The sequence below is a fragment of the Nocardioides sp. GY 10113 genome (assembly GCF_004919105.1).
Lineage (GTDB): Bacteria > Actinomycetota > Actinomycetes > Propionibacteriales > Nocardioidaceae > Nocardioides.
Window position 1 is genome coordinate 30,623 of record NZ_STGK01000022.1, and the last position, 24,969, is coordinate 55,591.

Genomic DNA, 24,969 nt, shown 5'->3' on the forward strand with positions numbered 1-24,969 from the left:
GCGCACCGGCGCCGAGTAGGCTGGCACGTGTGAGTGCACCCGCTCCTGAAGGCCGCAAGCTCCTCCGCCTCGAGGTCCGGAACGCCGAGACCCCGATCGAGCGCAAGCCGTCGTGGATCAAGACGCGCGCGAAGATGGGACCGGAGTACACCGAGCTGCAGAAGCTGGTGAAGTCCGAGGGGCTGCACACGGTCTGCCAGGAGGCCGGCTGCCCCAACATCTTCGAGTGCTGGGAGGACCGCGAGGCCACCTTCCTCATCGGCGGCGACCAGTGCACCCGGCGCTGCGACTTCTGCCAGATCGACACCGGCAAGCCGCAGCCCCTGGACCGCGACGAGCCCCGCCGGGTGGCGGAGTCGGTGCAGACGATGGGCCTGCGGTACGCCACGATCACCGGCGTCGCCCGCGACGACCTGCCCGACGGCGGCGCCTGGCTGTACGCGGAGACCGTCCGCGCCATCCACGAGCTCAACCCGGGCACCGGCGTGGAGAACCTGATCCCGGACTTCAACGGCCTCCCGGACCTGCTGGCCGAGGTCTTCGAGTCCCGTCCCGAGGTGCTCGCCCACAACGTGGAGACCGTGCCCCGGATCTTCAAGCGGATCCGGCCCGCGTTCCGCTACGAGCGCTCCCTGGACGTGCTCACCCAGGCGCGCGCGTTCGGTCTGGTCACCAAGTCGAACCTGATCCTGGGCATGGGCGAGACCCGCGAGGAGGTCTCGCAGGCGCTGCAGGACCTCCACGACGCGGGTTGCGACCTGGTCACCATCACCCAGTACCTGCGCCCCTCGCTGCGCCACCACCCGGTGGAGCGGTGGGTCAAGCCCGAGGAGTTCGTCGAGCTCCAGGAGGAGGCCATGGAGATCGGATTCGCGGGAGCGCTGTCCGGTCCGCTCGTCCGTTCGTCGTACCGTGCCGGTCGCCTGTACCGTCAGGCGATGGACGCGCGCGCCGCCGAGGCGAGCGCCTAGTCGCCGATCCACCCGGTCACTGGCCCGCCCAGTCACCCGCAGTACCGCACCCGCAGAACCCACCGCTGACAGGAAGCACACCCGCACCCACCATGGCCGAGAAGAAGAACGCACCCCTCGACCCCTCGTCGATGAGCCGGACCCGGCAGATCATCGAGACCTACCGGATGTCCAAGCAGGTCGACCCCGCCCTGGGTTGGTGGTTGCTCGGCTCCTTCCTGGTCTTCGGTGCGCTCGGCTTCGGGCTGTTCATGGCGCTGCCGGGCGACAACCTGTTCACCACGATCATGGCCGTCATCAGCGGCATCCTGGTCGGCTTCCTGGCGCTGATGATCGTCTTCAGCCGCCGCGCCCAGAAGGCGGCGTACGCGCGGCTCGAGGGCCAGCCGGGCGGCGGCGCCCGTGCGCTGACCATGCTGCGCCGCGGCTGGACGGTCGAGGAGGTCGTGGCCTTCACCCGCCAGCAGGACATGGTGCACCGAGTGGTCGGCCCTCCGGGCATCATCCTCGTCGGCGAGGGCAACGCCGGCCGGCTCAAGCCGCTGATGGCCGGCGAGCGCAAGAAGCACGAGCGCGTCGCCACGGACTACCCGGTCCACGAGATCGTCGTCGGCACCGGGGAGGGCGAGGTCCCGCTGCCCAAGCTGGTCCGCCACGTGCAGAAGCTCGGCAAGCAGGTCAAGCCCGCCGAGATCACCGAGCTGAAGGGCCGCCTCCGCGCGCTCGACGCCCAGCGCCCCAAGGTTCCGCTCCCCAAGGGCCCGGTGCCGACCAGCATGAAGGGCATGCGCGGCAACCTGCGCGGCCGCTGATCACCCGCTCTCCCGTACGACGAACGCCCCGACCGTCTCGGTCGGGGCGTTCGTCGTTCCGCGGCCCTGATGGGGTGAGGGGGTTCTCGCGCGGCCCACCATGGGTAGGTGGGGGGCATGAGACGCCGCCGGCGCTACCGGATCAGCGACGTGCCGCGCTCGCAGAGCGATCGCCTGCGCCGCCGGCAGCGGTGGTACTTCGCGCTGATGGGCGTCTGCATCACGCTGATCCTGCTGGCCTGGAACGTGGTCCGCTTCTGGTCCACGACGGCGGCGGTGGTGATGTCGGCCGTGGCGGCGGTGATCCCGCCCATCGCGGTGATCGTCGCCAACTGGGGCGAGGACCACTGACGAGCCGGCACCGCCGGGAGGCCCTCAGGGCCGTGCGAACGACCAGACCGGGACGACGTCGACCTCACCGGCGGTGAGCCCCGCGCGGGCCAGCAGCGGCCGCAGCACCTCTTGGACCCACGCCCGGCCCTGCTCCTCGCTCGCCCACACGTCCGCGATCTCGACCCCGTCGCCGACGGGGTAGCCCACGTGCGACATCAGGCCCGCCGGGGGGCCACCGGCCCCCAGCAGCGAGTCCCCCACCAAGGTGTCGAGCGCAAGGAGCTGCTCCCGGCTCGCGGGGCTCAGCAGGTACCGGATCACCACAGCCATAGCGCCCTATGTTCCTCCGAACCGGCGCGGGCGACAACGGGCCGCACCGCGCACCACGAGCGCTCGCGCGGGCGGCCGCTACCGGGCGGCGACCAGGCTGTGGAAGGTCTCCTTCGTGACCGTCGCCGTGCCCGCGAAGAGGTCGTGCAGGCCGCGGCCGTCGGGGCGGAACACCAGCGGCGGGATGACCAGCGCGACCAGCACCTGGCGCACGAAGAGCTTGAGCGGGTTCAGCGGCCGGATGCGACCGTCGACCGGCACCACCCGCAGGCCGGTGACGAGCTTGCCGAACGAGCCGCCGACCAGCCAGGTCAGCGTCGTCGACTCCATCACGTAGACCACTAGGGTCCAGAACGACGCGGTCGACCCCGGCTCGGCGTACCTGTCGAGGCCGACGAAGGCGATCACGACCAGCGTCGAGGCCAGCCAGTCGACGATCAGCGCGAGGATCCGGCGCCCCCAGGAGGCGGTGGGCAGTGCTGCGGTGGACACGTCAGCAGCCTAGGGCGAGCCCGCCGGTCGGACCGAAACCCCGCGCCCTCCCCCGCCTTCCGCGCCACGACCGCGTTTCGCGGCCCCGTTCATGGGACCGAAACCTCGCACCACGGGACCGAAACGTGGCGCCCCTAGTTTCGGGCCACCAACTAGGGGACAGCACCAACGCGAGGAGCAGCGCATGACCGCCAACATCGTTCGACTCGGGGCGATCCAGGACGTCGAGGCCTACGAGCCGCCCGAGGCGTCCTTCGACCCGGCCGAGACGCCCGGAGGCATCTTCGGCGAGAACGTCTTCAGCCTCACCGTGATGCAGCGCCGGCTCCCGAAGTCGGTCTTCAAGTCGGTGCAGTCGACGATCGAGCGCGGCACGGCGCTGGACCCGATGGTCGCCGACGCGGTCGCCTCGGCGATGAAGGACTGGGCGATGGAGAAGGGCGCGACCCACTACGCCCACGTCTTCTACCCGCTGACCGGCCTGACCGCGGAGAAGCACGACAGCTTCCTCGACCCGGTCGGCGACGGCACCGCGATCGCCGAGTTCGCCGGCAAGACGCTGGTCCAGGGCGAGCCGGACGCCTCGTCCTTCCCGAACGGCGGCCTGCGAGCGACCTTCGAGGCGCGCGGCTACACCGGCTGGGACATCCAGTCGCCGGCGTACGTGCTGGAGAACCCGAACGGCAACACGCTGTGCATCCCCACGGTCTTCGTGTCGATGACCGGTGAGGCGCTGGACCACAAGACGCCGCTGCTCCGCTCGCAGCAGGCGATGTCCGCCCAGGCGATCCGGGTGCTGAGGCTGTTCGGCCACGACGAGCCCGACAACGTCGTCTCGTTCTGCGGCCCCGAGCAGGAGTACTTCCTGGTCGACAACCACTTCTTCCTGACCCGCCCCGACCTGCTCAACGCCGGGCGCACCCTGTTCGGCGCCAAGCCGCCGAAGGGCCAGGAGTTCGACGACCACTACTTCGGCGCGATCCCCGAGCGCGTGCTGGGCTTCATGCACGACACCGAGCGCGCGCTGTTCAAGCTCGGCATCCCGGCCAAGACCCGCCACAACGAGGTCGCCCCCGGGCAGTTCGAGGTGGCCCCGATGTTCGAGCGGGCCAACCTGGCCTCGGACCACCAGCAGCTGCTGATGACCACCTTCCGCACCATCGCCAAGAAGCACGGCATGGAGTGCCTCTTCCACGAGAAGCCGTTCGCCGGCGTCAACGGCTCCGGCAAGCACGTCAACTTCTCCTTCGGCAACGGCCCCCAGGGCAACCTGCTGCTGCCGGGCGACACCCCGCACGACAACGCGCAGTTCCTGGTCTTCTGCGCCGCGATCATCCGCGCGGTCCACAAGTACGGCGGCCTGCTCCGCCTCTCGGTCGCGTCGGCCTCCAACGACCACCGCCTCGGCGCCAACGAGGCGCCGCCGGCGATCATCTCGATCTTCCTGGGCGACCAGCTGGCCGACGTGTTCGACCAGATCGCCAAGGGCGGCGCGACGCGGTCGAAGGAGAAGGGCACGCTGATGATCGGCGTCGACACCCTCCCCGACCTGACCAAGGACCCGGGCGACCGGAACCGGACGAGCCCGTTCGCGTTCACCGGCAACCGGTTCGAGTTCCGCGCGCCGGGCTCGCTGCAGACGGTGGCCGCCCCGATGGTCGTCATCAACACGATCGTCGCGGAGGCGCTCGACTACTGCGCGACCAAGCTGGAGGCCGCGGTCGCCGAGGGGACCGAGTTCAACACGGCCGTCCAGGACCTGCTGGCCCTGATCGTCGCCGACCACGGCGCGGTGATCTTCAACGGCAACGGCTACTCCGAGGAGTGGCAGGTCGAGGCCGAGCAGCGCGGCCTGAAGAACCTCCGGACCACCGTCGACGCGATCCCCGAGTGGCTGACCCCCGAGTCGGTCGAGCTCTTCACCGGGTACGGCGTCTTCAACCAGCGCGAGCTGGAGTCCCGCTACGAGGTCGCGATCGAGCACTACCTGCTCACCGTCGGCGTCGAGGCGAACCTGGCCTCCGAGATCGCCACCACGATCGTGCTGCCGGCGGCGATCCGGTACCAGACCGAGCTGGCCCAGAACGTGGCGGCGCTGAAGAAGGCCGGCGTCACCCCCGACACCACGATGCTGGAGGCCGTCTCGAAGCCGCTGTCGCAGCTGACCGCGGCGATCGGGGAGCTGGACGAGGCGATCGCCGGGGCCCACGAGCACGAGGGCATCGCCGAGGCGGTCTACGTCCGCGACGTGGTGCTCGCCGCCATGGGCGAGGTGCGCGCGGCGGCCGACGCGCTCGAGGCCGTCGTCGCCGACGACCTGTGGCCGCTGCCGACGTACCAGGAGATGCTCTACATCCTCTGAGGCCGCCGAAGCGGCCCATCTCCGAGCCCGGGGTCGCGGCGTCGCCGCGGCCCCGGGACTCGGTTCCTCCACCCGACGAAAATCTTGTTACATGCGGGAAACAATCCAGTGATGGTCGGGAAACTGCCGGTCAGATAGGTTCGTGGCGGCGACGCGGCGCAGTGATGCGCCCGCGGCCCTGACCGTCACCGGCTGACCGATGGCTGGCGCCCGAGCCCAGCCAAGGAGGAACGAATGTTCAACAACAGCGAAGAGCTGCTCAAGTTCATCGCCGACGAGGGCGTCGAAATGGTCGACGTCCGTTTCTGCGACCTGCCCGGCATCATGCAGCACTTCACCGTCCCGGTGTCGTCGTTCGACCAGTCGGTCTTCGAGGACGGCCTCGGCTTCGACGGCTCCTCCATCCGGGGCTTCCAGGCCATCAACGAGTCGGACATGCAGCTCTTCCCCGACCCGACCTCGGCCTACATCGACCCGTTCCGCAAGTCGAAGACGCTGAACCTCAACTTCTTCATCCACGACCCGATCACCGGTGAGGCCTACTCGCGCGACCCGCGCAACATCGCCAAGAAGGCGCTGGCCTACCTGGCGAGCACGGGCATCGCCGACACCGCCTTCTTCGCCCCCGAGGCCGAGTTCTACATCTTCGACAACGTCCGGTACTCGACCGGCGTGAACGAGGGCTACTACCACATCGACTCCGTCGAGGGCTGGTGGAACTCCGGCAAGGAGGGCGAGGACAACCTCGGCTACAAGACCCGTCTCAAGGGCGGCTACTTCCCGGTCGAGCCCTACGACCACTACTCGGACCTGCGGGCCGACATGGTCAAGAACCTCGAGGCCTGCGGCCTCCAGGTCGAGCGCGCCCACCACGAGGTCGGCACCGCGGGCCAGGCGGAGATCAACTACAAGTTCGACACGCTGCTCAAGGCCGCGGACGACGTGATGAAGTTCAAGTACCTCATCAAGAACACCGCGTGGCAGCAGGGCAAGTCGGTCACCTTCATGCCGAAGCCGATCTTCGGTGACAACGGCTCGGGCATGCACGTGCACCAGTCGCTGTGGAAGGACGGCTCGCCGCTGTTCTACGACGAGACCGGCTACGGCGGTCTCTCCGACATGGCCCGCTGGTACATCGGCGGCATCCTCGAGCACGCCCCGGCGCTGCTGGCGTTCACCAACCCGACGGTGAACTCGTACCACCGCCTGGTGCCGGGCTACGAGGCGCCGATCTCCCTGGTCTACTCCTCGCGCAACCGCTCGGCCTCGGTCCGGATCCCGATCACCGGCTCCAACCCGAAGGCCAAGCGCATCGAGACCCGGTTCCCCGACCCGTCGGCGAACCCGTACCTCGCCTTCTCCGCGCTGATGCTCGCCGGCCTCGACGGCATCCAGAAGAAGACCGAGCCGGCCGCGCCGATCGACAAGGACATCTACGAGCTCCCGCCGGACGAGATGGCCGAGATCGCCCAGGTGCCGACCAGCCTCGGTGCCGTGCTCGACGCGCTGGAGGCCGACCACGACTTCCTCACCGTCGGCAACGTGTTCACCCCCGACCTCATCGAGACCTGGGTGGACTACAAGCGGGCCAACGAGATCGCGCCGGTGCAGCTGCGGCCGCACCCGCACGAGTTCGAGCTGTACTACGACATCTGATTCGCAGGTCTCGCTGACCTGCGCCTAGGTGCCTGAAACGGCGTCTGACCTGCGAAAACGTCTTCCAACGTCTTCCAGCGTCAGACGCCGTTTCTCATCCTTGTGCGTACCCAGTGCACCCCAAGCGCGACTCGCTTGGGACGAGACTGCGTGTCTCGTCTGCGCACCTCGCTGATGGCGGACAACGCGGGTCGGACCGGAGCCAGTTAGACCATGAAGATCCGTACCGCTTGGTCGAGTAGGTCCTTCTGTCTGTCCGTCACATCCGACTTCCCCCAACTCGTCTTCTTGGCGAGGTCAGCGGTCATGGCGATCTCGCTCGGCTCGTAGTAGAGTTTGCGCTTGGCCGAAAATGGCTTGTTCTCAGCAGCCACGTTGTCGGTGCTGCCGAAGAAGGTCAGGTTGCCGAGCGTGTGCTTGAGCGGCTCCAGCGCCGGATCCTTGTCAGCGGCCGACGGGCTCTGCGGGTAGATGTGCTCGAGCGTCGCGTCCTCGATGTCGATGACCTTGGTCATCTTCGGTTTCGGCTTGGCCGCCTTGTCCTTGGCACCAGTCTTGAGCCACCAGGAGCGATGGTCCTCAAGCGTCGTAAGAAACTCGCGAATGTTCGCGCGCTGGCTGGCGTTTGAGTAGCGCAGATTCTCCACAAGCAACTGCTTGAAGATCGAGTCACCCGCGTGCTTCGTGATGAGACCACCCAAGGCCACGCGGAAGGGCTTCAGCGCATAAGGAGACTTCTTCGTCGCTTCCCGCATCGCCTTGGCCTGCGCGTAGTACACGTTTGCCGGGCGCGTTGCGTGGCCGTTGCAGACGTTCTTGTAGCGGAACGCGAAGAGTTCGAGCATGTAGACCATGTCCGCGAAGGTCGCTTCGTCGAGGCTGCGTGCCCCCGCCAGCAAGACCGGCAACGCCAGTTCATGCTTCAACGTGATCACCAAACGCCGAAGTCGGTCGACCTGCCATGCTCGAACCTTCGTCGGCTTCCCCGCCTTGCGCTCGAAGGGCCACTCGCCGTCGAGGAGCTTCAGGAAGACCACAAGTTCGTCACGCAACCACTCGATGGTCTCGACAAGTTCACGCGCGTCTGTCTGCTTCGACGGTGGCGCCTCCGGGAAGAACCGCTCAGCGGTAGCCTCGAACAAATCACCTCGTGCTCGTTGTCCCGTCACCGAGGGATAAAGTGCCCGGAAGAAGTCCTCGACGTCCGCCGCGGGCGCCGCCAGCATCTCGTCCCAGTGCGCCGCGACCTCCTCATGCTCTTCGGGGTAACCGTCGAGCAGTTCTAGGCTTCGGCTGCGCAGCAGATCGGCGTCGGAAAGCGATTCACCGCGATGGTTGAGCACCGAGAAGAGCCGGTACGCCTGGCGTCGATCCTTCGAGACGATGTGGATCACGTGAGCGTCCTGAACTAGCGCTTGGCGGAGGCGCAGCAGCCGGTCTACGCGGTTGTTCAGGGGCCCGGACGTGCCGACGTACGCTCGGGTCATCCCGAGCAGCGCGCCCCGTGCTTCGATCAGCAGACGATGGCTCTCGCGTGTCGGCGCAGGGACGGGCGCGGACATCACTAGCGCCTGGAACACGTCGTCATCGGCAAGCGAGAGCTTCATCCGGGGACGGATCATCGTCGACCCAGCGGCGACGTCGGACTCCTTCCACGTCACGAAGTTGTCTCGAGTGTCCTCCTCAAGCGTCCGCGCGCGCTTTGCCACCTGCTTGTTCCGCGCCTTGCTGCGCTCGGCCAGTTCCCCTGCAACCTCGACCACGCACGAGAGAGCAAGCATGAGAGTGGCGAGCCGTTGCTGGCCATCGACGACTTCGTAACTCGTGGGCCGATTTCGCTGATTATCGGTCAGCTGGATGCATACGACGCCACCGAAGAAGTGACTGGTTTCGCCTGCTGGTTGATCCAACAGGGACTCAATGTCACGAACGAAGTAGTCAATCGCCTGATCGTCCCAGGCATATGCGCGCTGGTACCGCGGCACAGCAAATGGATAGCGCTCGCCGAGCACGTCGCCCACCTTCATGCTGAAGGCGTCGACAGAAGCTGCACCGTGAAGCATGACTACCCTCCTCGTCGTCGACTCGAACCCTAGCGAGGTGGCGCTCCAGAGACCGGCGATCGGATCCAAGTCGCTTCCCTGCTGTTCGCACTTGTGTGTCCGAGAGGCGGCACGCGTCTTGAAGTCACGAGAACTTGAACTGGCTCCGGCACAGGCGCGTCACCACGCTGGCTCGCAGAGCGTCGCATCGGAGAGGATGACCGCTGGCGAGCCATTGGACGGCGCATGGACGGCGTCGAGCCCAGCACGTGCGCAGGCTTGATCGTTCGCGACCAGGGCACGTGCGGCACCAAGTTCGAGTGAATCGCTCCGCGCACCCCGCTCCCTTGGCAAGATTGTCGGAGGTCTCGGTTAGAACTGCCCTGGCCTCACAGGGAGAGAGAAACGGTGACCGACGACTTCGACTTCGACTTCGCGTTCGATGACGTCCGCCCGCGCACGTGGGCAGACGCGTTCCCGTGGCTGTCCGGCGCAGCGGGCGTCACGGGCGCAACGTGGCGCGACCGCCCGATCGACGACACCGACTTCGCGAGCCGCCAGTCATACCTCGCGCAGATCTCTGAGCTCGCGATGGAGCGGCTCACGCAGTGGCCCATCGGGCAGATCTTCCCGGGCCTCTCCCCCAACCTGGACCTGCTCGCGACTGACCTGCCCGCCCGCGCCATCAACGCTCTGGGGCGATTCGAGTGCCGGACGTCGGGCGAACTGATGGCGCTGACCCTCGACGAGGTGCTCGGTTGGCGTCAGGTCGGCGTCGGCACGGTCGACGCGATCCTGCAGCGCCTTGCGGATGCATCAACGTCCGCTGCTACCCCGCCGGTGTCGCAACACGAGTACGAACCGCCTCCGGGGACGTCGTTCTCCTTCGACACGGTCCGGATGCCTGATTGGCTGTCCGCGCTCGTGGACGATCTCAACACGGTCGCCGGCTGGTACGGAACCGTCGGACTCCCCGGCCGGCCGCTCCTCGGTATGCCGACCCCGGCCGGGACTCCCCCCGAGGTCATCAAGGCTCGGCAGCGCATCGAAGCGCTATGCCCTGCTGACATCCTTGGCGAGGGCGAACTCGAGTTGGATGTCGCCGGCTTGTTCGACGACGCGTTGGGCCTCCTTGACGCACGCGCGGTCCATGTCCTTGCGCATCGCTTGTTCGCCGATGACCCGGCCACGCTCGATCAGCTGGGCCAGGTGCACGACGTAACCCGTGAGCGGATCCGCCAGATCGAGGGCAAGGCACGCGGGGCCATGCTCAGCTTCATCTCTGAAGCCGGGCCGCTCTCAGCGGTCGCGGACAGCGCTCGAGAGCTGATCGGGACCATTCGGCCGCTAGAGGACCTCCTCGAGCTCATCCCAGCGCTAGGGCGAACCGTCGAGCGGGTTGGCCAGCCTGCGTGGCGCGTTCTCGATCGCCTCGACGATGCCTACGAGATTGTCGATGGTTGGTGCGTAGTTCCGACGATGACAGAGGCAGAGCTCATCACTCAGAAACTGCTCGAGGAAAGCGCCAACCAGTATGGCGTCGTCCGGCTCGACGAGCTCAGTCTCATTCAGTCGTCGCACCCAGACCGCCTCGCTTCGCTGACCGGAGCCTGGCTCACCCACTGTGGCTACATCGTTGACGGCGACTTCGCACTGACCCGCACGTCATCAGTCGGTGACTATGCGGCCGCGATTCTGTCCATCGAAGGGTCGCCACTCAGCGTTCAGGAGATCGTTGATCGGTTCGTCCACGACCGATCGGCAGGATCCACCCGCAACGCCATGGGCATCGACGACCGCTTCGAGCGGGTCGATCGTGATCGGTGGGCGCTTAAGGAGTGGGGTCTCGACGCCTACAGCGGGATTCGGTCTGTCATCCGCGAGCAGGTCGCTCGCGCCGGGGGCAAGGCGCGACTCGACGATCTGGTGGAGTACATCACTGCGAGGTTCAGCGTCACCAGCAGCAGCGTTGTTGCGTACGCGGCGGCGGCGCCGTTCATGACCAAGGATGGTGTCGTTCAGTTGGCCGGCGACGTCACCGCCCACACCGCGCCAGAACGGACGCGCCGGCTGTTCCGGCGAAAGGACGCCTGGGCGTACCGGGTGCGGATCACGACCGACCATCTGCGAGGCAGCGGTTCAGTGGCACCGAGGGCAGTTGCGACCATCTTGGGTCTGCCGGCAGGTCAGTCAGTCCAGTTGCCGTCGCCGCTCGGACCTCAGACTGTGTCGTGGACCGGGATCCAACCGTCGTTCGGCACCATCCGCCGCTTTTTGATGGAGGAGGACATTCCCGTCGGCACCGAGGCGTTCCTCGTGATTCACGATGACCGGACGTTCACCTTCGAGCAGGCACGAGAACTGATCCAGAATCCTCTCGCGGACGCTCTCTCTCTGATCGGTGCCGCGTCGGTGTTCGAGCGTGAGCCCGCCCGCCGAACGCTGGCCAGCGCGATCGGGCTTCCGGAGGACTCTCCTGTATCCAGCCTCATTGCGGGGTACCGGTCCCGCGGCGACGACGACGTGGCGGACTTGATCCTGGCTGCGCGCGAGTACCTCGAGACCGGCCACAATCCGGAAGCTCGGACGCACACTGCTGACGTTGACGACATCCTGGATCTCCTGTGATTGATAGCCCCCGGGGACTGCGCACACTCGACCTCAGGCGGCGGTACCGGAGTCCCGAACAAGACGTAGTTGCTGGCTTCTTCGTGCCCTCCTTCAAGGCGGCGAACAGCTATAGCCGCGCCGTCGGCTACTTCACCTCGACGAGTCTGGCTCTGTACGCCCGCGGCATCGACGCCTTCGCCAAACGCGGTGGGTCGATGCGCCTCGTGGCGTCTCCCCATCTGAACGACGAGGACGTTGCCGACATCGAACGCGGGTACGACGTACGCGAGGTCATGGAGCGAGCCACGATCCGCACCCTCGAGATCGAGGAGCGCGAGTCAGTGCTCGATGGCCTCGGCGTGCTCGGGCGCCTGATCGCAGAAGACCGGCTCGATATCAAGCTTGCCTTTGTCGTGAAGGAAGGCCACGTCGGGATCTACCACGAGAAGATCGGCGTCTTTCGCGACGAGTTCGGGGACCTCGTGGCCTTCACGGGTAGCAGCAACGAGACATACGGCGGCCTGCAGGCGAACTTCGAGTCCATCGACGTTTACCGCGGCTGGGAAGCGGGCGACGGGGCGCGCGCGCTCGACATCGAGGCCGACTTCCAGAAGCTCTGGGCAGACAAGACACCCAATCTGAGCGTCATTCGCTTCCCGGACGTCGCACGGGAACGGTTGGTGCGGCTCGCCACAGACCGCAAACCCAGTCCTATACCAGGCACGGACGATGCCCTCATCCCCGTTGTAGAACCGTCCAATCGCCAAGCTCGTCTCACGGTTCCGTCGTGGCTCGAGCCGCGCGACTACCAAAGGGAAGCGGTCGAGGCATGGCTCCGGAATCGCGGCCAAGGCCTCTTCAAGATGGCGACGGGCACTGGCAAAACGAAGACGGCGATGCTCGCGGCCACCCAGCTCGGAAACGCCCTTCGCCAGCAAGAACAGCCCCTTGTGGTCTTGGTCCTAGCACCTCTCCAGCACTTGGTCGATCAGTGGATCGCCGAGGTCGAGGACTTCGGAATCCGCCCCATCGCGGTCTACGAATCTAGCGAGCGATGGCTTCCGCTTGTGGAGGAACAACTGTCCGAAGCACGCCTCGGGCAGCGCCCCGTCGTCGCCTTGGTGGCGACGTACGCGTCGTTCGCCGGCGCCAGGTTCCAGTCGTTGCTGTCACGCGTGACCCAGCCCCTCATGGTCATCGCTGATGAAGCCCACAACCTCGGCTCAGCGGCATACCGGCCGCTGCTTCCTGGCAATGCGACGTACCGGCTCGCGCTTTCCGCGACGCCTGAGCGCTGGTTCGACGATGAGGGCACTGACGCCCTCATCGACTACTTCGACAAGATCGTGTTCGAGCTCGATATGTCGGCGGCAATCGAGATGGGAGCGCTCACGCGCTACCTCTACTACCCGCGCCTGGTTGAGCTCGACTCGAACGAGTCCGAACTCTACGCGGATCTAACTGCCCAGATCGGGGCGCGGATCGCTGCGGGCGAGGATCTGGCCACGTCAGACCCCAATTCGCCGCTCGGGTTCTTACTCCTGCAGCGCTCTAAGGTTCTCGGCCACGCCGCCGGCAAGTTGGCGGCGCTTGAGGCCGACATGGCCTCGCACCGGGAATCTGGATACCAGTTGGTCTACTGCGGCGAGGGCAGGCGTCCTGTCGCTCCCGGCGAATCCGAGGGCCCCGTGCAGTTGCGAGAGGTCATGCATCTCGTCGGGAACGACCTGCGTCTCGCCGCCCACTCTTACGTGTCAGACACTCCGCGCCCGGAGCGGAAGCACCTGCTCAAGCGCTTCGACACCGGCGTCGACCTCCAGGTGCTGGTCGCGATGCGGTGCCTCGACGAAGGCGTCGACATCCCCGACGCCCGAGTCGGCTACCTGCTCGCGAGCAGCTCGAACCCGCGCCAGTTCATCCAGCGCCGGGGGCGGCTGTTGCGGAGAGCGCCGGGCAAAGAGCGCGCAATCATTTACGACTACCTCGCCGTGCCGCCCGGGGACGTTCCGATCAACTTCTCCGTTGAACGGTCCCTACTTGTTCGCGAGCTCCAGCGAGCGAATGAGTTCGGAAAGCTTTCAGAAAACTACGAGGAAACGCTCGAGGTGCTGCGGCCCCTCAAGGAGCGCTACCAACTGATGGACATGTGATGGCATGAATGAAACGACTGAGGGAGCTTCGAAAGTGAGCAACGAGCGCACCGAACGCGACGTGCTGAGCGAGCTAAGCGACGAGGAGCGGATGTTGCTCAAGCGCGTGCTGGAGGTGGAGCGTGCGAAGTTGCACCTGACCGCCTATGACGCCACAGATGACCTGCTGGCCGCGGTGAAGGAGATCCTCCCGTGAAGCTTCAGTCGATCACTTTGACGAATTTTCGTCAGTTCAAAGGAACTCAGACGTTCGACCTCACGTCCGATAGCCGCCGTCCCGTATCGCTCCTCTTCGGCGCGAACGGGGCCGGGAAGACGACCTTTCTGAACGCGTTCACTTGGTGCCTCTATGGCGCGATGAGCGAAGACGTCGAACAGCAGGACCGCATGGTCACGGATGTGGTCTGGCGGGAGCTGGCGATCGGCGACTCAGCCACGGTCGCCGTGGAGCTTCGGTTCGACCACGAGGGTCTCAACTACCGGCTCGTGCGATCAGCCAGTCTGCGCAAGGAGTCAGACCATCAGGGCGTCCCCTCGCCCGAAATCCAGCTGTGGGTGACTCGCCCGGACGGATCGTCCGAGGTGGTCGGAGCGCCCCAGGAGACAGTCCTCAGCATCCTTCCTCGTGGAGTCAGTCGCTTCTTCTTCTTCAACGGCGAGCGCATCGAGAACCTCGTGAAGAAGGGTGCTTACGCCGAGGTCCAGAAGGACATCAAGGTCCTTCTGGACCTGGAGCAGGTGGAGCGAGCGATTGCGCATCTGCCGAAGGTCGATCGCCGCATCACTAGCGAACTGACCAAGAACAAGGGCGTCGGCTTAGCGCAGATCCAGGAGGCGATCGACGCTCTTCAGGACAAGGAAGCCAAGCTCAAGGAAGAACTCGCGCTCCAAGAGGGACAGCTCGCGACCTTGGACGAGGAGCGCGAGAGTGTCCGAAATCTGCTGCGGCAGCACGAAGCGGCGGCACCGATCCAGCAGGAGCGGGACACTGTGACGAAGGAGCTGGCCGAAGCACGTGCAGCCCGTGAGTCCGCGATCGCTGAGCGCAAGGCTGTAGCGGCCTCGCGAGGATTCCTCGCCTTCACAGACGGCCTGGGCGAGAAGACCAAGGTCATGGCCGACGGCCTCTACCGCCGCGGCGCGCTGCCCGCGCCGTTGAAGCGTGAGTTCGTCGACCAGCTGCTCGACGAGGGAACGTGCATCTGCGGTACCGCCCTCACTGAACACAACCACGCTTGGAATCAGGTCAAGGAATGGCGACAGCGGGCCGGCCTGCAGGCCGTAGAGACCGCGTGGCAGCAGGTCAGCGGTCAGATCCAACCGCTCAGCGCGGCGCGCGACCAGCTGCGCGACGAATTGGCTGGGCTGGTGAAACGGATCGGTGACGCGCGGGACCGAGTGACGCGCCTTGAGGAGCGGAAGTCCGAGCTCGACGGCAAGCTCCGCGATAGCCGCATGGAGGACGTTCAGGCCTTGGAGAGCAAGCACCTGGACCTCGATGCCCGCATCCGAGTGAAGGACCAGAGGATCGGTGCGCTGAAGACTGAGCTTGACACCACCGTGAGGGAGCTCGAGCAGAAGAACAAGGATCGTGGGCGTGCCCAGGTGGACGACCAGATCGCGGCGAAGGCGCGTTCTCGGTCTGACCTCGTGCAGAAGGTCAAGCGTGCTTTGGAGGAGATCCTTCGCATCCGGGAAGAGGACATGCGCCAGCGCCTCGACGCGGAGCTCAAGCGCGTGTTCGCCGACATCACGCACCAGAACCATGTGCCTCATCTGAGCGAGGGCTTCGAGCTGACGCTGTACAAGGACGTCAACGGTGTTCAGCTGCCGGTGCCCAAGTCGACGGGCGAGAACCAGATCTTGAGCCTGAGCTTTGTCGCCGCCGTATCAAAGCTGGCGCGAGAGATCCGGTCCGGACGCCGCGCGGAGGGCGAAAGCGCACCGGACGCGGGCACGTATCCCATCGTGATGGATGCCGCCTTCGGGTCGCTGGATCAGGACTACCAGGAAGCCGTCTCACGGGCCTTGGCGAGAATGGCGCCCCAACTGGTTGTCCTGGTGAGCAAGAGCCAGGGCCTCGGCAAGGTGGTGACAGAGCTCTTGCCGCACGTCAGCAACCTCGGGGTGATCGAGACGCACACGACCGCGAGCGGTAACGCTTCCGACGACATCGAGCTCGAGGGCATGAAGTACCCCTACATTCGACCCAGCGACGCCGACTACTCGCAGTTGAAGGTGATCAAGTGACGACCGCTCCCTCCGACATCCGGATTCGACGGCCCGAGCAGCACGCTCAGTTGATGGCGGAGCTCCAGAAGGAGGCCCTGTTTCCCACGTTCCGCGACATCCTCCTGTTCGCGGCGGCGGTTGGCTATCACCACGACCGTCGCGCGCCGTTCTCCGAGTCGACTGGCGACCCGATCCGGTACGAGACCCTCACCGCACCGGCATTCAGTGACACGCTCATCAACATGATCGCCGCAAACGTGGCCACCGACGATCCCGAGATCATGGATGCCCCACGGCTAGAGGAACGAGTAAGGATCTTCGAGGAGTTCGCCAATGGCGGTCTCGAATTCATCCAGGAGCAGGTCAACGTGAGGCACCAGCCTGTCGATCTGGTTGTTCTCGATCTCGTAACTGAGACGCTTGCAGACGATGCTGGTGCCAAGCCGGCGACAGTAGAGGAGTTGCTCGGCGGCGTGACTTGGGCCTGACCTAGCCGGTCAGCCGGAGCGGACCAGCCTGTGCCCGCGCAGGGACACCCCCGCTTTCGCAAGGGTTGCCTGCCAACCCTTCGCGGTGCCGATGAGTTCGGGATGCTCGTACAGTCCTGCCCTCATCTCGGCGCGTGTGAGCCGGGAGTAGAGCGGCCGCCTGGGATCATCCTCGCCGAGGAACTCCTCCTTGCGGTGCAGCAGCGGCGGGTTCTCCGAGCGGCTGTAGTCGCGCCATTCGACCGACAGCTTTCGAAGGTTGACGGTGATGGCAGAGCGCAGCGTGGGGTGCGGGTCCCGGTCGAATCTCGGGTACGTCAGGTACGACACCTGCGGCTCCGTCACCGAAAGCTTGACCATGTTGGCACTGGGGATCGTGCCCGCAAGTACGCGAGCGCAGCCCTCGTAGACCTGCAGCACGGGCGGGATCTCGGCCATCGCGGAGCGATGGACATACAGCGCGCTCGGCGTCTGCTTTCCGATCTGGGAGCCCCGTGCGTTGACATAGATCATGGCCTGGTCACCGCAGGCAAGCAGCAGGCGGTCCGCCTGGAGACACGCCTCTTGGTAGGTGCCGAATAGCGCCCGGATGTCAGCTGCGAGCGATGAGTCGAGCTGGGAGAACCTGGGGCGCCTGCCAAAGCGAGACAGTGCCACATAGATGAGGAGCTCGGCCCGGCGTTGGACCGTGACCCGATCCCAAAAGTCGTCGTCGGTGACTTGTCGGATCAGGCGCTGCGCCTTGCCGAGGCTCCCGAGAGCCTCCTGAACGGCCCCGAACTCGCCGGGCGGCAACTCCCCCACCCTTGGTGGACGGGCGTGCGCCTGCATGAATGCGAGCAGCGGGGCGAGGGTCTGCTGGTTAGCCTCGTACTGCGCCTGCGGGTCGATGGTCATGCGCGGCCGGTACGTATAGACGCGGGAGGCCACGAAGCGCTGGGCTGCCGCCTCATCGCGGAAGACGTAGAAGATGCCAGGAGCTGCGGCAAAGGGCTTCACATCGAGCGACGACTCAATCCATTCGGCCAACTCGTTCTGGTCGTAGAACTTCTGGAACGTGCCAGTCCGCGTGAGGAGCCCATCGCCCATCGGGCGTCCGACGAGATCGCGGCCATCCCACGTCATGCGCGCCGAGATGACCAGCAGCTGCTCAGTTAGTTCCCAGGCGGAACGCAGTACCTCGCGCCGCTCCCTCGGATGCTCGATGACGTTGACGACGAAGCCGAGATTCACCACCGCAGCAGAGCGCCGCTCGGCGTTGGGTCGATGCGTGGGGTCCCACCCCTCAGCCGGGTAGCCGAGCGCTCGGAGATGCCGAAGATCGTCACCCTTGCCGCAGCCGTAATCGAAGACCGTCGCGCCTTCGGGAAGTAGACCGTCTGCCATCGCGGTCGCCATGGGACGAGACAGCGCCACCCGCGTGAGCGCTGTCTTGTGCCGGGCAACCGCCCCCACGGTCATGCCGCCGGCGAACCTGCTTCGAGGCCGAGCGAGGCAAAGCCGGCCACATCAGTGACACGGGTGTCGCCCACCAAGTAGCCAATGCCGCGGTGGAGATGCAGCCGGAACTGGTTGGCTAGTGTCTCCTCGTCGAGCGGCAGACCGTCGTCGTGACAACGCATCTGCAGCAGCGCCCAAAGCACGTCGCCCAGCTCCCCGCTGAAGGTGCGCCAGCTCATCTCGACGTTGCTGTCCAAAGTCAGCTTGATCGTCGGCGGCTTCGCGGGCTCGGCAAGCGAACGGCACAGTGCCCATCGGCACAGCACGTTCCAGTGCTGGATGCCGGTACGCCGCTTCAGGGTGATCAGCTGGTCGCGGGCCTGTTGGCTGACTCGAATGTGATCAAGCGGCATGGTCACTCCCACCAGTAGCCGTCGTTGACGAAGGTTGCGTTGCTCTCGGGGTCGAACTCCAGGTGGTAGCTGCGTCCGACGTGCGGGGCAAGGCGCGCAAAGGCTTCCTCGTCGACCTCGGTGTCGGTAGAGAGCAACACGACCTGGTGGCTGGCCTGTGGGAAGTAGCGCTCCAGAAGGTGACCACGGTGCGAGCCGTCGAGACGTCCAAGGGGCGTGTCGATGACCACCGGCAACGGCTGCCCGGCAGCGCGCGCCAGGCCCCACAGGAGTGCGACTGCAAGCAGCTGCCGCTCACCGGCCGAGAGGTTCTTGGCCGGCAAGGTGTGCCCGTCGACACCCGTGAGGGTGACCGTGTGGGTCTCGGGATCGATGTGCACGTCCGTGACGAGGCGCTGCTTGCGAAGCAACTGTCCGAGCGCCTCGAGGACCAGCTGGGAAATCCGTACCAGGTGACGCTTCGTGGCTTCGACCCGAAGGCCGTCGAGCGTGGCTCGAACCCGGTCGACGTGCTCGATCAGGCGCCGGTCATCGTCGGCCGCGAGGTTAGCGTGCGCTGCCTTGTCGAGCGCCGCCTCGTAGGCGGCAGTTGCCTTCGCTCGATCCGCCCCCGTCATGGCGAGACGCTCGGTCGCGACGTGGTGGGCCGCCTCGGCACGCATCAAGGTCTCGCGTGCCTCCTCGCGCCGCATGTGGAGCGGAGCCAGCGCCTCGGCATCCGGGATTGCTGCCAGCGTTCGCTCGACTTGGTCGAGTTCAGCCTTGAACTGCGCTCTGCGCCGCAGGGCCGATTCGAGCCGCTTGCGTGACTCGGGAAGCGTCGTAGCTAGCAGGCCTTCCAGCGCCAGATGATCGGGGAAGTCGATTAGCTCTTGGGTGTCCGCCGAGCTGCGCCGCTGCTCGCGGTCGCCCTTTAGGAACTTCTCGACGGCCGCGATGGTGGAGGCCTTGACCTTTGCGTCGGCGAGCTTCTCAAGGAGCGTGTCGTCACGCGCGGAGAAGGCTTCAACGAGCAGCGCGTCGCGCTTGGCGTCTGCCTGCTTTCGCACCTGCGTGGCGGCCTGGGTAAGCAGGGACGGGACCAGCAGAAGTGGCGTCACGTCGGCGAGCTCGTGGCGAATCTCGTCCTCGCAGCGCGCGAGGCCCGAGCGGACCATGGTGGCGGCTGCTTCTGCAGATTCACGCTGTTCAAGCAGTTCCCCACCCGATGCACGATAGGCCTCGGTCGCCTCGAAGAAGAGCTTTTGCACGCGCTCCAGCTCCGTCTCCCGGGCCGCTACCTCTCCGGCCGCGGCCTCTTCGGCTTGACGATGTGCCGTGACGAGCTGCTTCTTCTCTTCGACGCTCTGACGCAGGTGGTCTGGAACCTGCGCGCCGCGGTGGCGGCGCTTGAGAACAGACAGGTCGGTGCTCAATCGCTCAACGAGGTCGAGCCCGAGTAACGCGTCGAGCGCTGAGCCGAGCACCTGACGAGAGCGGTCGAGGTCGGCGAGCGCCTCGATCTGCTCCCCGTCGAAGAAGAACAGGCCGGCGATACCGCGCGGCAGGAACGTCTCGACATGCTCGTTCCACGTGCTGGTGAGGGACTGGTTGTGTTTGCCGTCGACGGAGACGAGCAGGATCTCCCGGATCGAGGCGCCTGTGCTCTTCCAGCTGCGCCGAATCCAGTAGCGATGCTCGCGCCCCTCCTGATGGGCGGTGAAGGTCAGCTCGATGGCTGCGCCTTCGCTCTCAGGCACACCGCGGTGGATGAGGCCGCGAAGGTAGTTCTCGTAGCTGCCGGTTCGGCGGCCGGTGTTCTGCGAGAGCGAGCCATAGAGCGCCAGCTGAATGGACTCCAAGATCGTCGTCTTGCCGGCGCCATTCAGACCGCCGACGAGGACGATCGGCTTGGTTCGCGAGGGCGGCGTCAGGTCGATGACGTGCCGGTCTGCGAAGGTGCCGACATTGTGAAGAACCAGCTCGTTCAGAATCACGAGGTGGGCTCCTTCGCGCGAACGTAGCCATCAGCCAGATCAAGCGGATCAGGCTCTGCCTCTGCGGACTCTTCGGGGACCCGGTCGAGTGCCGACTTGCGCTTACGGGCGCGCTCGGTGGCGTCCTCGATGTCGTCGTAGAAGCCGCGTCGCAGCGCCTTCTCCAGGGACTCGAACAGGCCGGCGCGGCGCACCTGAGCACGCTGGCGCTGCTCGATGTCGAGCAGTTCCCGCACGAGCTCGAAGTGGAGTCGGTCCTCGCCAACGACCGCCTGCAGCGAGTCGATCATGTCGCTGCCGAGCGGGAGGTGCTCGTCGAGCGGTCCACCCGGATACGGCTCGCCCATCGCCTGCTCAAAGATGCCGGGCAGCCGGTCCTCAAACTCGTGCTTGTCCACGACCCAGATGCGGCGAATTTCCTCCAACTCGGCCAGCGTCACCAGGTCGAGCGAGCGGACGTACTTCGGCCCGTTCTCCCGGATCCAGGCCTGCGCCTCCAGGAGACGCTTGAGCCAGTCCTCACGGGCCGACTGCTTGTAGGGGCCGTGGATCGGCTGATCGTGGAAGAGCTGCACCGTTCCGTTCATGCGTCGGAAGTCGCGCAAGTGCTTGTCGTCAGCGACGTCGAGGGCGTTGCGCAGGTCGAGGAGCGGGAGCATCCACTCCTTCTCCTCGTCGTTCTGGATCATTGCGGCCATCGACTTGTCCTGTTCGACCAGAGTGCAGGTCCAACAGCCGAAGCGGCTGTCGCCACAGCTCGGCGTACTCGAGTCGACTACGAGCGGGCACTCCCCATCGGCTGAGGCCCCCTGGTACATCGTGAGCAACTCCTTGTTGGAGTAGCCCCAGGGGTTGCTCGATTGCATCAGGAAGGTCCAGACGTCGTCGTTCGACCAGTTCTCCACCGGCGAGTAGACGAGAGCGTTGGGAAGAGAATCATTCGGGCTCAGCAAGTCACGGACGCGCCGTGACTCGAGAGCCGCCATGCGGGCGTGGCGACCCGAGCTCTCCGCCTTGCGGGTGCCGAGCACCAAGATGGCCTCACCGTGCGAGCGGACCATCTCGCGGATGAACGAGTTGGACGGCTTGATCTTGAGCCGCTCAGTGCACCAGCGGAACTTGGGCCTCGGCGCGGGGTAACCCCGTCCGATGAGGTTCACCCAGAAGGTGTCCGTGACGGCGGGGGTAAGCCGGTGAGGGGTCAGCGGCAAACCCTGCTCCTCAGCAGCCTCAGCCATGACGTCAAGCGAGTGCGTCACCCAAGCAGCAACGACCGGGTTCTCAACCAACGTGTCTGTGCTGATCACGTGTACTTGCTTGGTGCGCTGCTCGGGCGCGAGTCCGGCAAGAGCGAGCCACACGATCTGGAGCGTGGCCGTCGAGTCCTTGCCACCCGAGTAGCCGACTACCCACGGCACAGCGTCCGCGAGGTAGAGCTGCTGGGTCTGCGAGACGAGGGAGTCGACGGTGCCAGCGAACCCCAGATCGTCGAAGGCGGAACGCGGCCGAATGGGCAGGGTCGTCTTCATTTCTTCTCTCCTCGAGCTAGAGCGTCCTCGGCACGTTGTTCATCTGGTGGGAGAGGTAGACCGATAGCGCCCCTGATGTACGCCGTCGTCAGCTCGACGTTGCGCCGGCTGTTCGTCACATTGCCGCCCGACGTCGCCCGCCCCTCCCAGATCGAGGCGTTCGAGCGGTGCCAGTCGATCGTCCGCAGCTTCTTGAGCGTGCGGATCCACACCTTCGGGTCGTCGCTCTTCCGGAGGAGCGCGTTCCCCACCCTGCCCAGGGCGTTCAACACGATGCTGTGCGTGTGAATGAAGTCTTGCCGCAGACCGCCGGCGGTGATCTCACCACGCGACGCTTGCACCCACTGCGGGAACTGGTCGGCGACTGCCTGCCAATAGAGGGTGGCAAGCTCAACCCTGCGGTCGAAGTCGTCCTCGCTGATGCCGTCAAGCAACGAAGCGTGCGCTGAGTGAACTGCCGACAGCGTGAAGAGCTTGCGAGATCGCAGAGAAAGGCTGCTGTGCTCCATCTCGGTTGCGTCCCGCAAGAACGGGTCCCCCGTCACGACTTGTCGAGTCAACTCGGCCATGGGATCGCGGTGGTCATACAGGACACCGATCGAGGGCGCCGGTCGGATGGCGTAGCGGTTGAGGTCCGCGAACATCTGCTGGCAGCGGTCCAGACCGACATCGATGAACATGACGATCGCGATCGTCTCGTCAGCAAGCGCAGGGTTCTCCGCGAGCGCCTGCTGAATCGCCGCTCGACGGTGCTGCCCGTCGTTGATCACGAATGTCGCCGACATCGGAATGCTGAGCATGCCCACCCGCTCCGCGGCCCCGCTTCCCCCGGCCAACGACTCGAAGCGGACCTCGGCATTCACGCTCGCCGTCAGCGCGGAGAAGATGTAGCTGTCGGGATTGTCGACAACGTAACGAGCCATCTCCGGCACGCGGCTCTTGTTCAGCGAACGCTGAGCGCGCATCTCAGGCGGCAGCTCTTCCTCGTTGAACAGGAAGAGCCTCGGGATGATTCGCAGCGGGCACATCGTGACGTAGTACTCGCGTCCCGCCTGCACACCCTTGATGGCCGGGAACAGGTACTCGAACTCCCCTGCCGCCCGGGAGGGGCCCGTGGTCACCTGTGTCTCCGTCATACCCTCGCTTGCCTCACCTCGCCTGGAACGCGGTCTGGAACCGACTCCAAACACCGCCCCATATAGATCCAAACATCGTCCGTACGCAAGGCTACACTTCCAAACATGACCGTAGCGAGCACGTCCGACACGTTCGCGAGTTCCTCCACCGGCGCCCGTCCGGCGTACCTGGACTTCAATGCGACGGCGCCCGTCGACCCGCGCGTTGCGAACGAGGTCATGCGCTACATGCTGCAGGAGTTCGGGAACGCGGGCAGCCGCACTCATACCTATGGCCAAGTCGCCAAGGAGCGGGTCAACCGAGCTCGGCAGGAAGTCGCCGCTCTGGTCGCCGCCAAGCCGGACGAGGTGATCTTCACTAGCGGCGCTACCGAGAGTGACAACCTGGCGATCCTCGGTTTGGCACGTCACGGCGAGGCCAGCGGTCGCCGGCACATTATCTCGACCCAGATCGAACACAAGGCTGTGCTTGAACCTCTTGAGGTGCTTGGCGGACGCGGCTTCGACATAACCCTTCTCCCCCCAGATGAGGGCGGCAGGGTCCCGGCCGAGTCTGTGCGGGCAGCGCTGCGTCCAGACACCTTGCTGGTCTCGGTGATGGCCATCAACAACGAGACTGGCGTCATCCAGCCAATCGAGGAGATCGCCAGCGTGCTGACAGAGCATGACGCGTTCCTCCATGTGGACGGTGCACAAGCCTTCGGCAAGCTGGTCCAACCCCTGCAGCACCCGCGAATTGATCTACTGGCCATCTCCGGCCACAAGCTCGGCGCACCGAAGGGCATCGGGGCACTCGTTGCCCGGCGGCGTGGCTACAAGCGACCGCCGCTGACTCCATTGATGTACGGCGGCGGTCAGGAGCGCGGCCTGAGGCCGGGCACGTTGCCCGTGCCGCTCATCGCTGGGCTGGGAACGGCATCAGCGCTAGCCCTCGACGAGGCCGACGAACGGACGGCAGCCGCAGTGGCCATCAAGGCGAAGCTCATCGAGGCGCTCCGCCCCCTGGGCGCGGTGCTCAACGGGGACCCGGACCGGACAGTCGCCACCACGCTCAACGTGTCAATCCCCGGTGTTGACTCCGAAGCGGCGATCGTGGCCCTCAAGGATGTAGTGGCGGTCTCGAATGGCTCGGCGTGTACCTCGCAGAGCTACGAACCCAGCCATGTGCTGACAGCAGCTGGATTGCCGCGCGAACTTGTCGAGGGCGCACTCCGGTTCTCATGGGGGCCGGACACGACGGACGTCCCAACGGATCTGATCGCGGAGCGCCTGCTTCAGCTCGTGCGACGTTGAACACAGATAGTGGACCTAGTTGCCGTACTGTCACGGTTCGTGGGTGAAGGAGAGGAACGATGGCGCGACGAACGATCGTCACCTACTACTCAGATCTGAGCGGGGCTGAGATCCGCAGCGAAGGCGTCGGCGTGCCCTTCGGCTTGGATGGCGATGCGTTCGAGATCGACCTTTCGCCTGAGGAACACGAAGCCCTGCGTGAGGCATTGGCGCCGTTCGTTGCCGCTGCGAGACGGGTTCGGACCACGAGCAGCCATGACCCGAGATCGGTCAACGACGAGTCGAAGGCGGGGCTTCCAGACCCGCAAACCCTGCGACAGTGGGCGCTCGAGAATGGGTTCGACGTCCCCGCCCGTGGCCGTGTGCCGGAGTTGGTGCGCGAGGCATACAAGGCGGCGCACGTACACCGCGACGTGACCACGATCGGCCGGCTTCTCAGTCCGATGTCCCAGTCTCGGTGACCATCCGGCGCCATACCGTGCGCCGCTTGGCGCCCACAGCGCCGCGATCCGGGTGCTCATACACAGGTTCGGCTGCTCGACGAGTGACCGCCCGCCGGATGTCGTTCGCTCGCGCCATGCATCGTCTTGCTCTTCTCTCGCCCGCCGAGGTCGCCGCCCTGTCCCGTCACCAGCGAGAGGGGGACTGCTGCACGGACAGGTGACAGTTGGGGTTAGGCCGCCTGGACGGCGGTCGGGGCCATG

Annotated in this window: 20 protein-coding genes; 12 read left to right on the forward strand and 8 right to left on the reverse strand. The window is 65.7% G+C overall.

Annotated elements, in window-relative coordinates; genetic code table 11:
• Positions 1-29: 29 nt before the first annotated feature.
• From lipA to E8D34_RS19660, 3 genes are all read left to right on the forward strand, one after another.
• Entirely contained in the window at positions 30-971 is a 942-nt protein-coding gene (gene lipA / locus E8D34_RS19650; protein ID WP_136596295.1) for a lipoyl synthase, read from the forward strand.
• Positions 972-1,063: 92 nt separating this feature from the next.
• Positions 1,064-1,783, forward strand: coding sequence for a DUF4191 domain-containing protein (locus E8D34_RS19655; RefSeq protein WP_136596296.1), 720 nt, complete (start codon positions 1,064-1,066; stop codon positions 1,781-1,783).
• Positions 1,784-1,900: 117 nt separating this feature from the next.
• Positions 1,901-2,134 (forward strand): DUF3099 domain-containing protein, encoded by a 234-nt coding sequence (locus E8D34_RS19660; RefSeq protein WP_136596297.1) that lies wholly within the window; start codon positions 1,901-1,903, stop codon positions 2,132-2,134.
• Between the two features lie 24 nt (positions 2,135-2,158).
• On the opposite strand, the gene E8D34_RS19665 is transcribed toward E8D34_RS19660, so the two are convergent.
• Together E8D34_RS19665 and E8D34_RS19670 are read right to left on the reverse strand one after the other, a co-directional pair.
• Positions 2,159-2,446, reverse strand: a complete 288-nt coding sequence (locus tag E8D34_RS19665) for a hypothetical protein (protein ID WP_136596298.1) — start codon at positions 2,444-2,446, stop codon at positions 2,159-2,161.
• A gap of 78 nt (positions 2,447-2,524) precedes the next feature.
• On the reverse strand, positions 2,525-2,938 hold the full coding sequence (locus tag E8D34_RS19670; protein ID WP_136596299.1) for an RDD family protein: 414 nt from the start codon (positions 2,936-2,938) through the stop codon (positions 2,525-2,527).
• Between the two features lie 184 nt (positions 2,939-3,122).
• On the opposite strand from E8D34_RS19670, the gene E8D34_RS19675 reads away from it, so the two are divergent.
• The gene (locus E8D34_RS19675) at positions 3,123-5,300 is read left to right on the forward strand and encodes a glutamine synthetase III (RefSeq protein WP_136596300.1); all 2,178 of its coding nucleotides are present in this window, start codon (positions 3,123-3,125) and stop codon (positions 5,298-5,300) included.
• Positions 5,301-5,534: 234 nt separating this feature from the next.
• Complete coding sequence (glnA, locus tag E8D34_RS19680; RefSeq protein ID WP_136596301.1) at positions 5,535-6,956, forward strand: type I glutamate--ammonia ligase; 1,422 nt, start codon at positions 5,535-5,537, stop codon at positions 6,954-6,956.
• 206 nt (positions 6,957-7,162) lie between these two features.
• On the opposite strand, the gene E8D34_RS19685 is transcribed toward glnA, so the two are convergent.
• Entirely contained in the window at positions 7,163-9,019 is a 1,857-nt protein-coding gene (locus E8D34_RS19685; RefSeq protein WP_136596302.1) for a DUF262 domain-containing protein, read from the reverse strand.
• A gap of 387 nt (positions 9,020-9,406) precedes the next feature.
• Between E8D34_RS19685 and E8D34_RS19690 the strand changes: the two genes are divergently transcribed.
• From E8D34_RS19690 to E8D34_RS19705, 5 genes are all read left to right on the forward strand, one after another.
• Positions 9,407-11,626 carry a sigma factor-like helix-turn-helix DNA-binding protein gene (locus E8D34_RS19690; protein ID WP_136596303.1) on the forward strand — a complete coding sequence of 740 codons (2,220 nt, stop codon included), beginning with the start codon at positions 9,407-9,409 and terminating at the stop codon, positions 11,624-11,626.
• Between the two features lie 83 nt (positions 11,627-11,709).
• Entirely contained in the window at positions 11,710-13,758 is a 2,049-nt protein-coding gene (locus E8D34_RS19695; RefSeq protein WP_206056812.1) for a DEAD/DEAH box helicase family protein, read from the forward strand.
• 34 nt (positions 13,759-13,792) lie between these two features.
• Complete coding sequence (locus E8D34_RS20950; RefSeq protein WP_168929541.1) at positions 13,793-13,954, forward strand: hypothetical protein; 162 nt, start codon at positions 13,793-13,795, stop codon at positions 13,952-13,954.
• Entirely contained in the window at positions 13,951-16,008 is a 2,058-nt protein-coding gene (locus tag E8D34_RS19700; protein ID WP_136596304.1) for an AAA family ATPase, read from the forward strand. Before E8D34_RS20950 ends, E8D34_RS19700 begins: the two co-directional genes overlap by 4 nt.
• Positions 16,005-16,478, forward strand: a complete 474-nt coding sequence (locus E8D34_RS19705; protein WP_276606607.1) for a DNA phosphorothioation-associated protein 4 — start codon at positions 16,005-16,007, stop codon at positions 16,476-16,478. Before E8D34_RS19700 ends, E8D34_RS19705 begins: the two co-directional genes overlap by 4 nt.
• 9 nt (positions 16,479-16,487) lie before the next feature.
• Here the strand turns inward: E8D34_RS19705 and E8D34_RS19710 are convergent, their stop codons facing one another.
• The 5 genes from E8D34_RS19710 to dndB are packed head-to-tail and all read right to left on the reverse strand — an operon-like array spanning position 16,488 to position 22,957.
• Positions 16,488-17,939 (reverse strand): DNA phosphorothioation-associated putative methyltransferase, encoded by a 1,452-nt coding sequence (locus E8D34_RS19710; RefSeq protein WP_136596306.1) that lies wholly within the window; start codon positions 17,937-17,939, stop codon positions 16,488-16,490.
• Positions 17,936-18,331: a DNA sulfur modification protein DndE gene (dndE, locus tag E8D34_RS19715; RefSeq protein ID WP_136596307.1), complete on the reverse strand. Its 396-nt coding sequence runs from the start codon at positions 18,329-18,331 to the stop codon at positions 17,936-17,938. Before dndE ends, E8D34_RS19710 begins: the two co-directional genes overlap by 4 nt.
• Before the next feature lie 2 nt (positions 18,332-18,333).
• Positions 18,334-20,307, reverse strand: coding sequence for a DNA sulfur modification protein DndD (gene dndD, locus E8D34_RS19720; protein ID WP_136596308.1), 1,974 nt, complete (start codon positions 20,305-20,307; stop codon positions 18,334-18,336).
• Positions 20,304-21,836 carry a DNA phosphorothioation system sulfurtransferase DndC gene (gene dndC, locus E8D34_RS19725; RefSeq protein WP_136596309.1) on the reverse strand — a complete coding sequence of 511 codons (1,533 nt, stop codon included), beginning with the start codon at positions 21,834-21,836 and terminating at the stop codon, positions 20,304-20,306. The genes dndD and dndC overlap by 4 nt, the downstream gene beginning before the upstream one ends.
• Positions 21,833-22,957, reverse strand: coding sequence for a DNA sulfur modification protein DndB (gene dndB, locus E8D34_RS19730; RefSeq protein WP_206056813.1), 1,125 nt, complete (start codon positions 22,955-22,957; stop codon positions 21,833-21,835). The genes dndC and dndB overlap by 4 nt, the downstream gene beginning before the upstream one ends.
• Before the next feature lie 120 nt (positions 22,958-23,077).
• Between dndB and dndA the strand changes: the two genes are divergently transcribed.
• Positions 23,078-24,265, forward strand: a complete 1,188-nt coding sequence (gene dndA / locus E8D34_RS19735; RefSeq protein ID WP_136596311.1) for a cysteine desulfurase DndA — start codon at positions 23,078-23,080, stop codon at positions 24,263-24,265.
• 59 nt (positions 24,266-24,324) lie between these two features.
• Positions 24,325-24,726 carry an Lsr2 family protein gene (locus tag E8D34_RS19740; RefSeq protein ID WP_136596312.1) on the forward strand — a complete coding sequence of 134 codons (402 nt, stop codon included), beginning with the start codon at positions 24,325-24,327 and terminating at the stop codon, positions 24,724-24,726.
• The last annotated feature ends 243 nt before the right edge of the window (positions 24,727-24,969 follow it).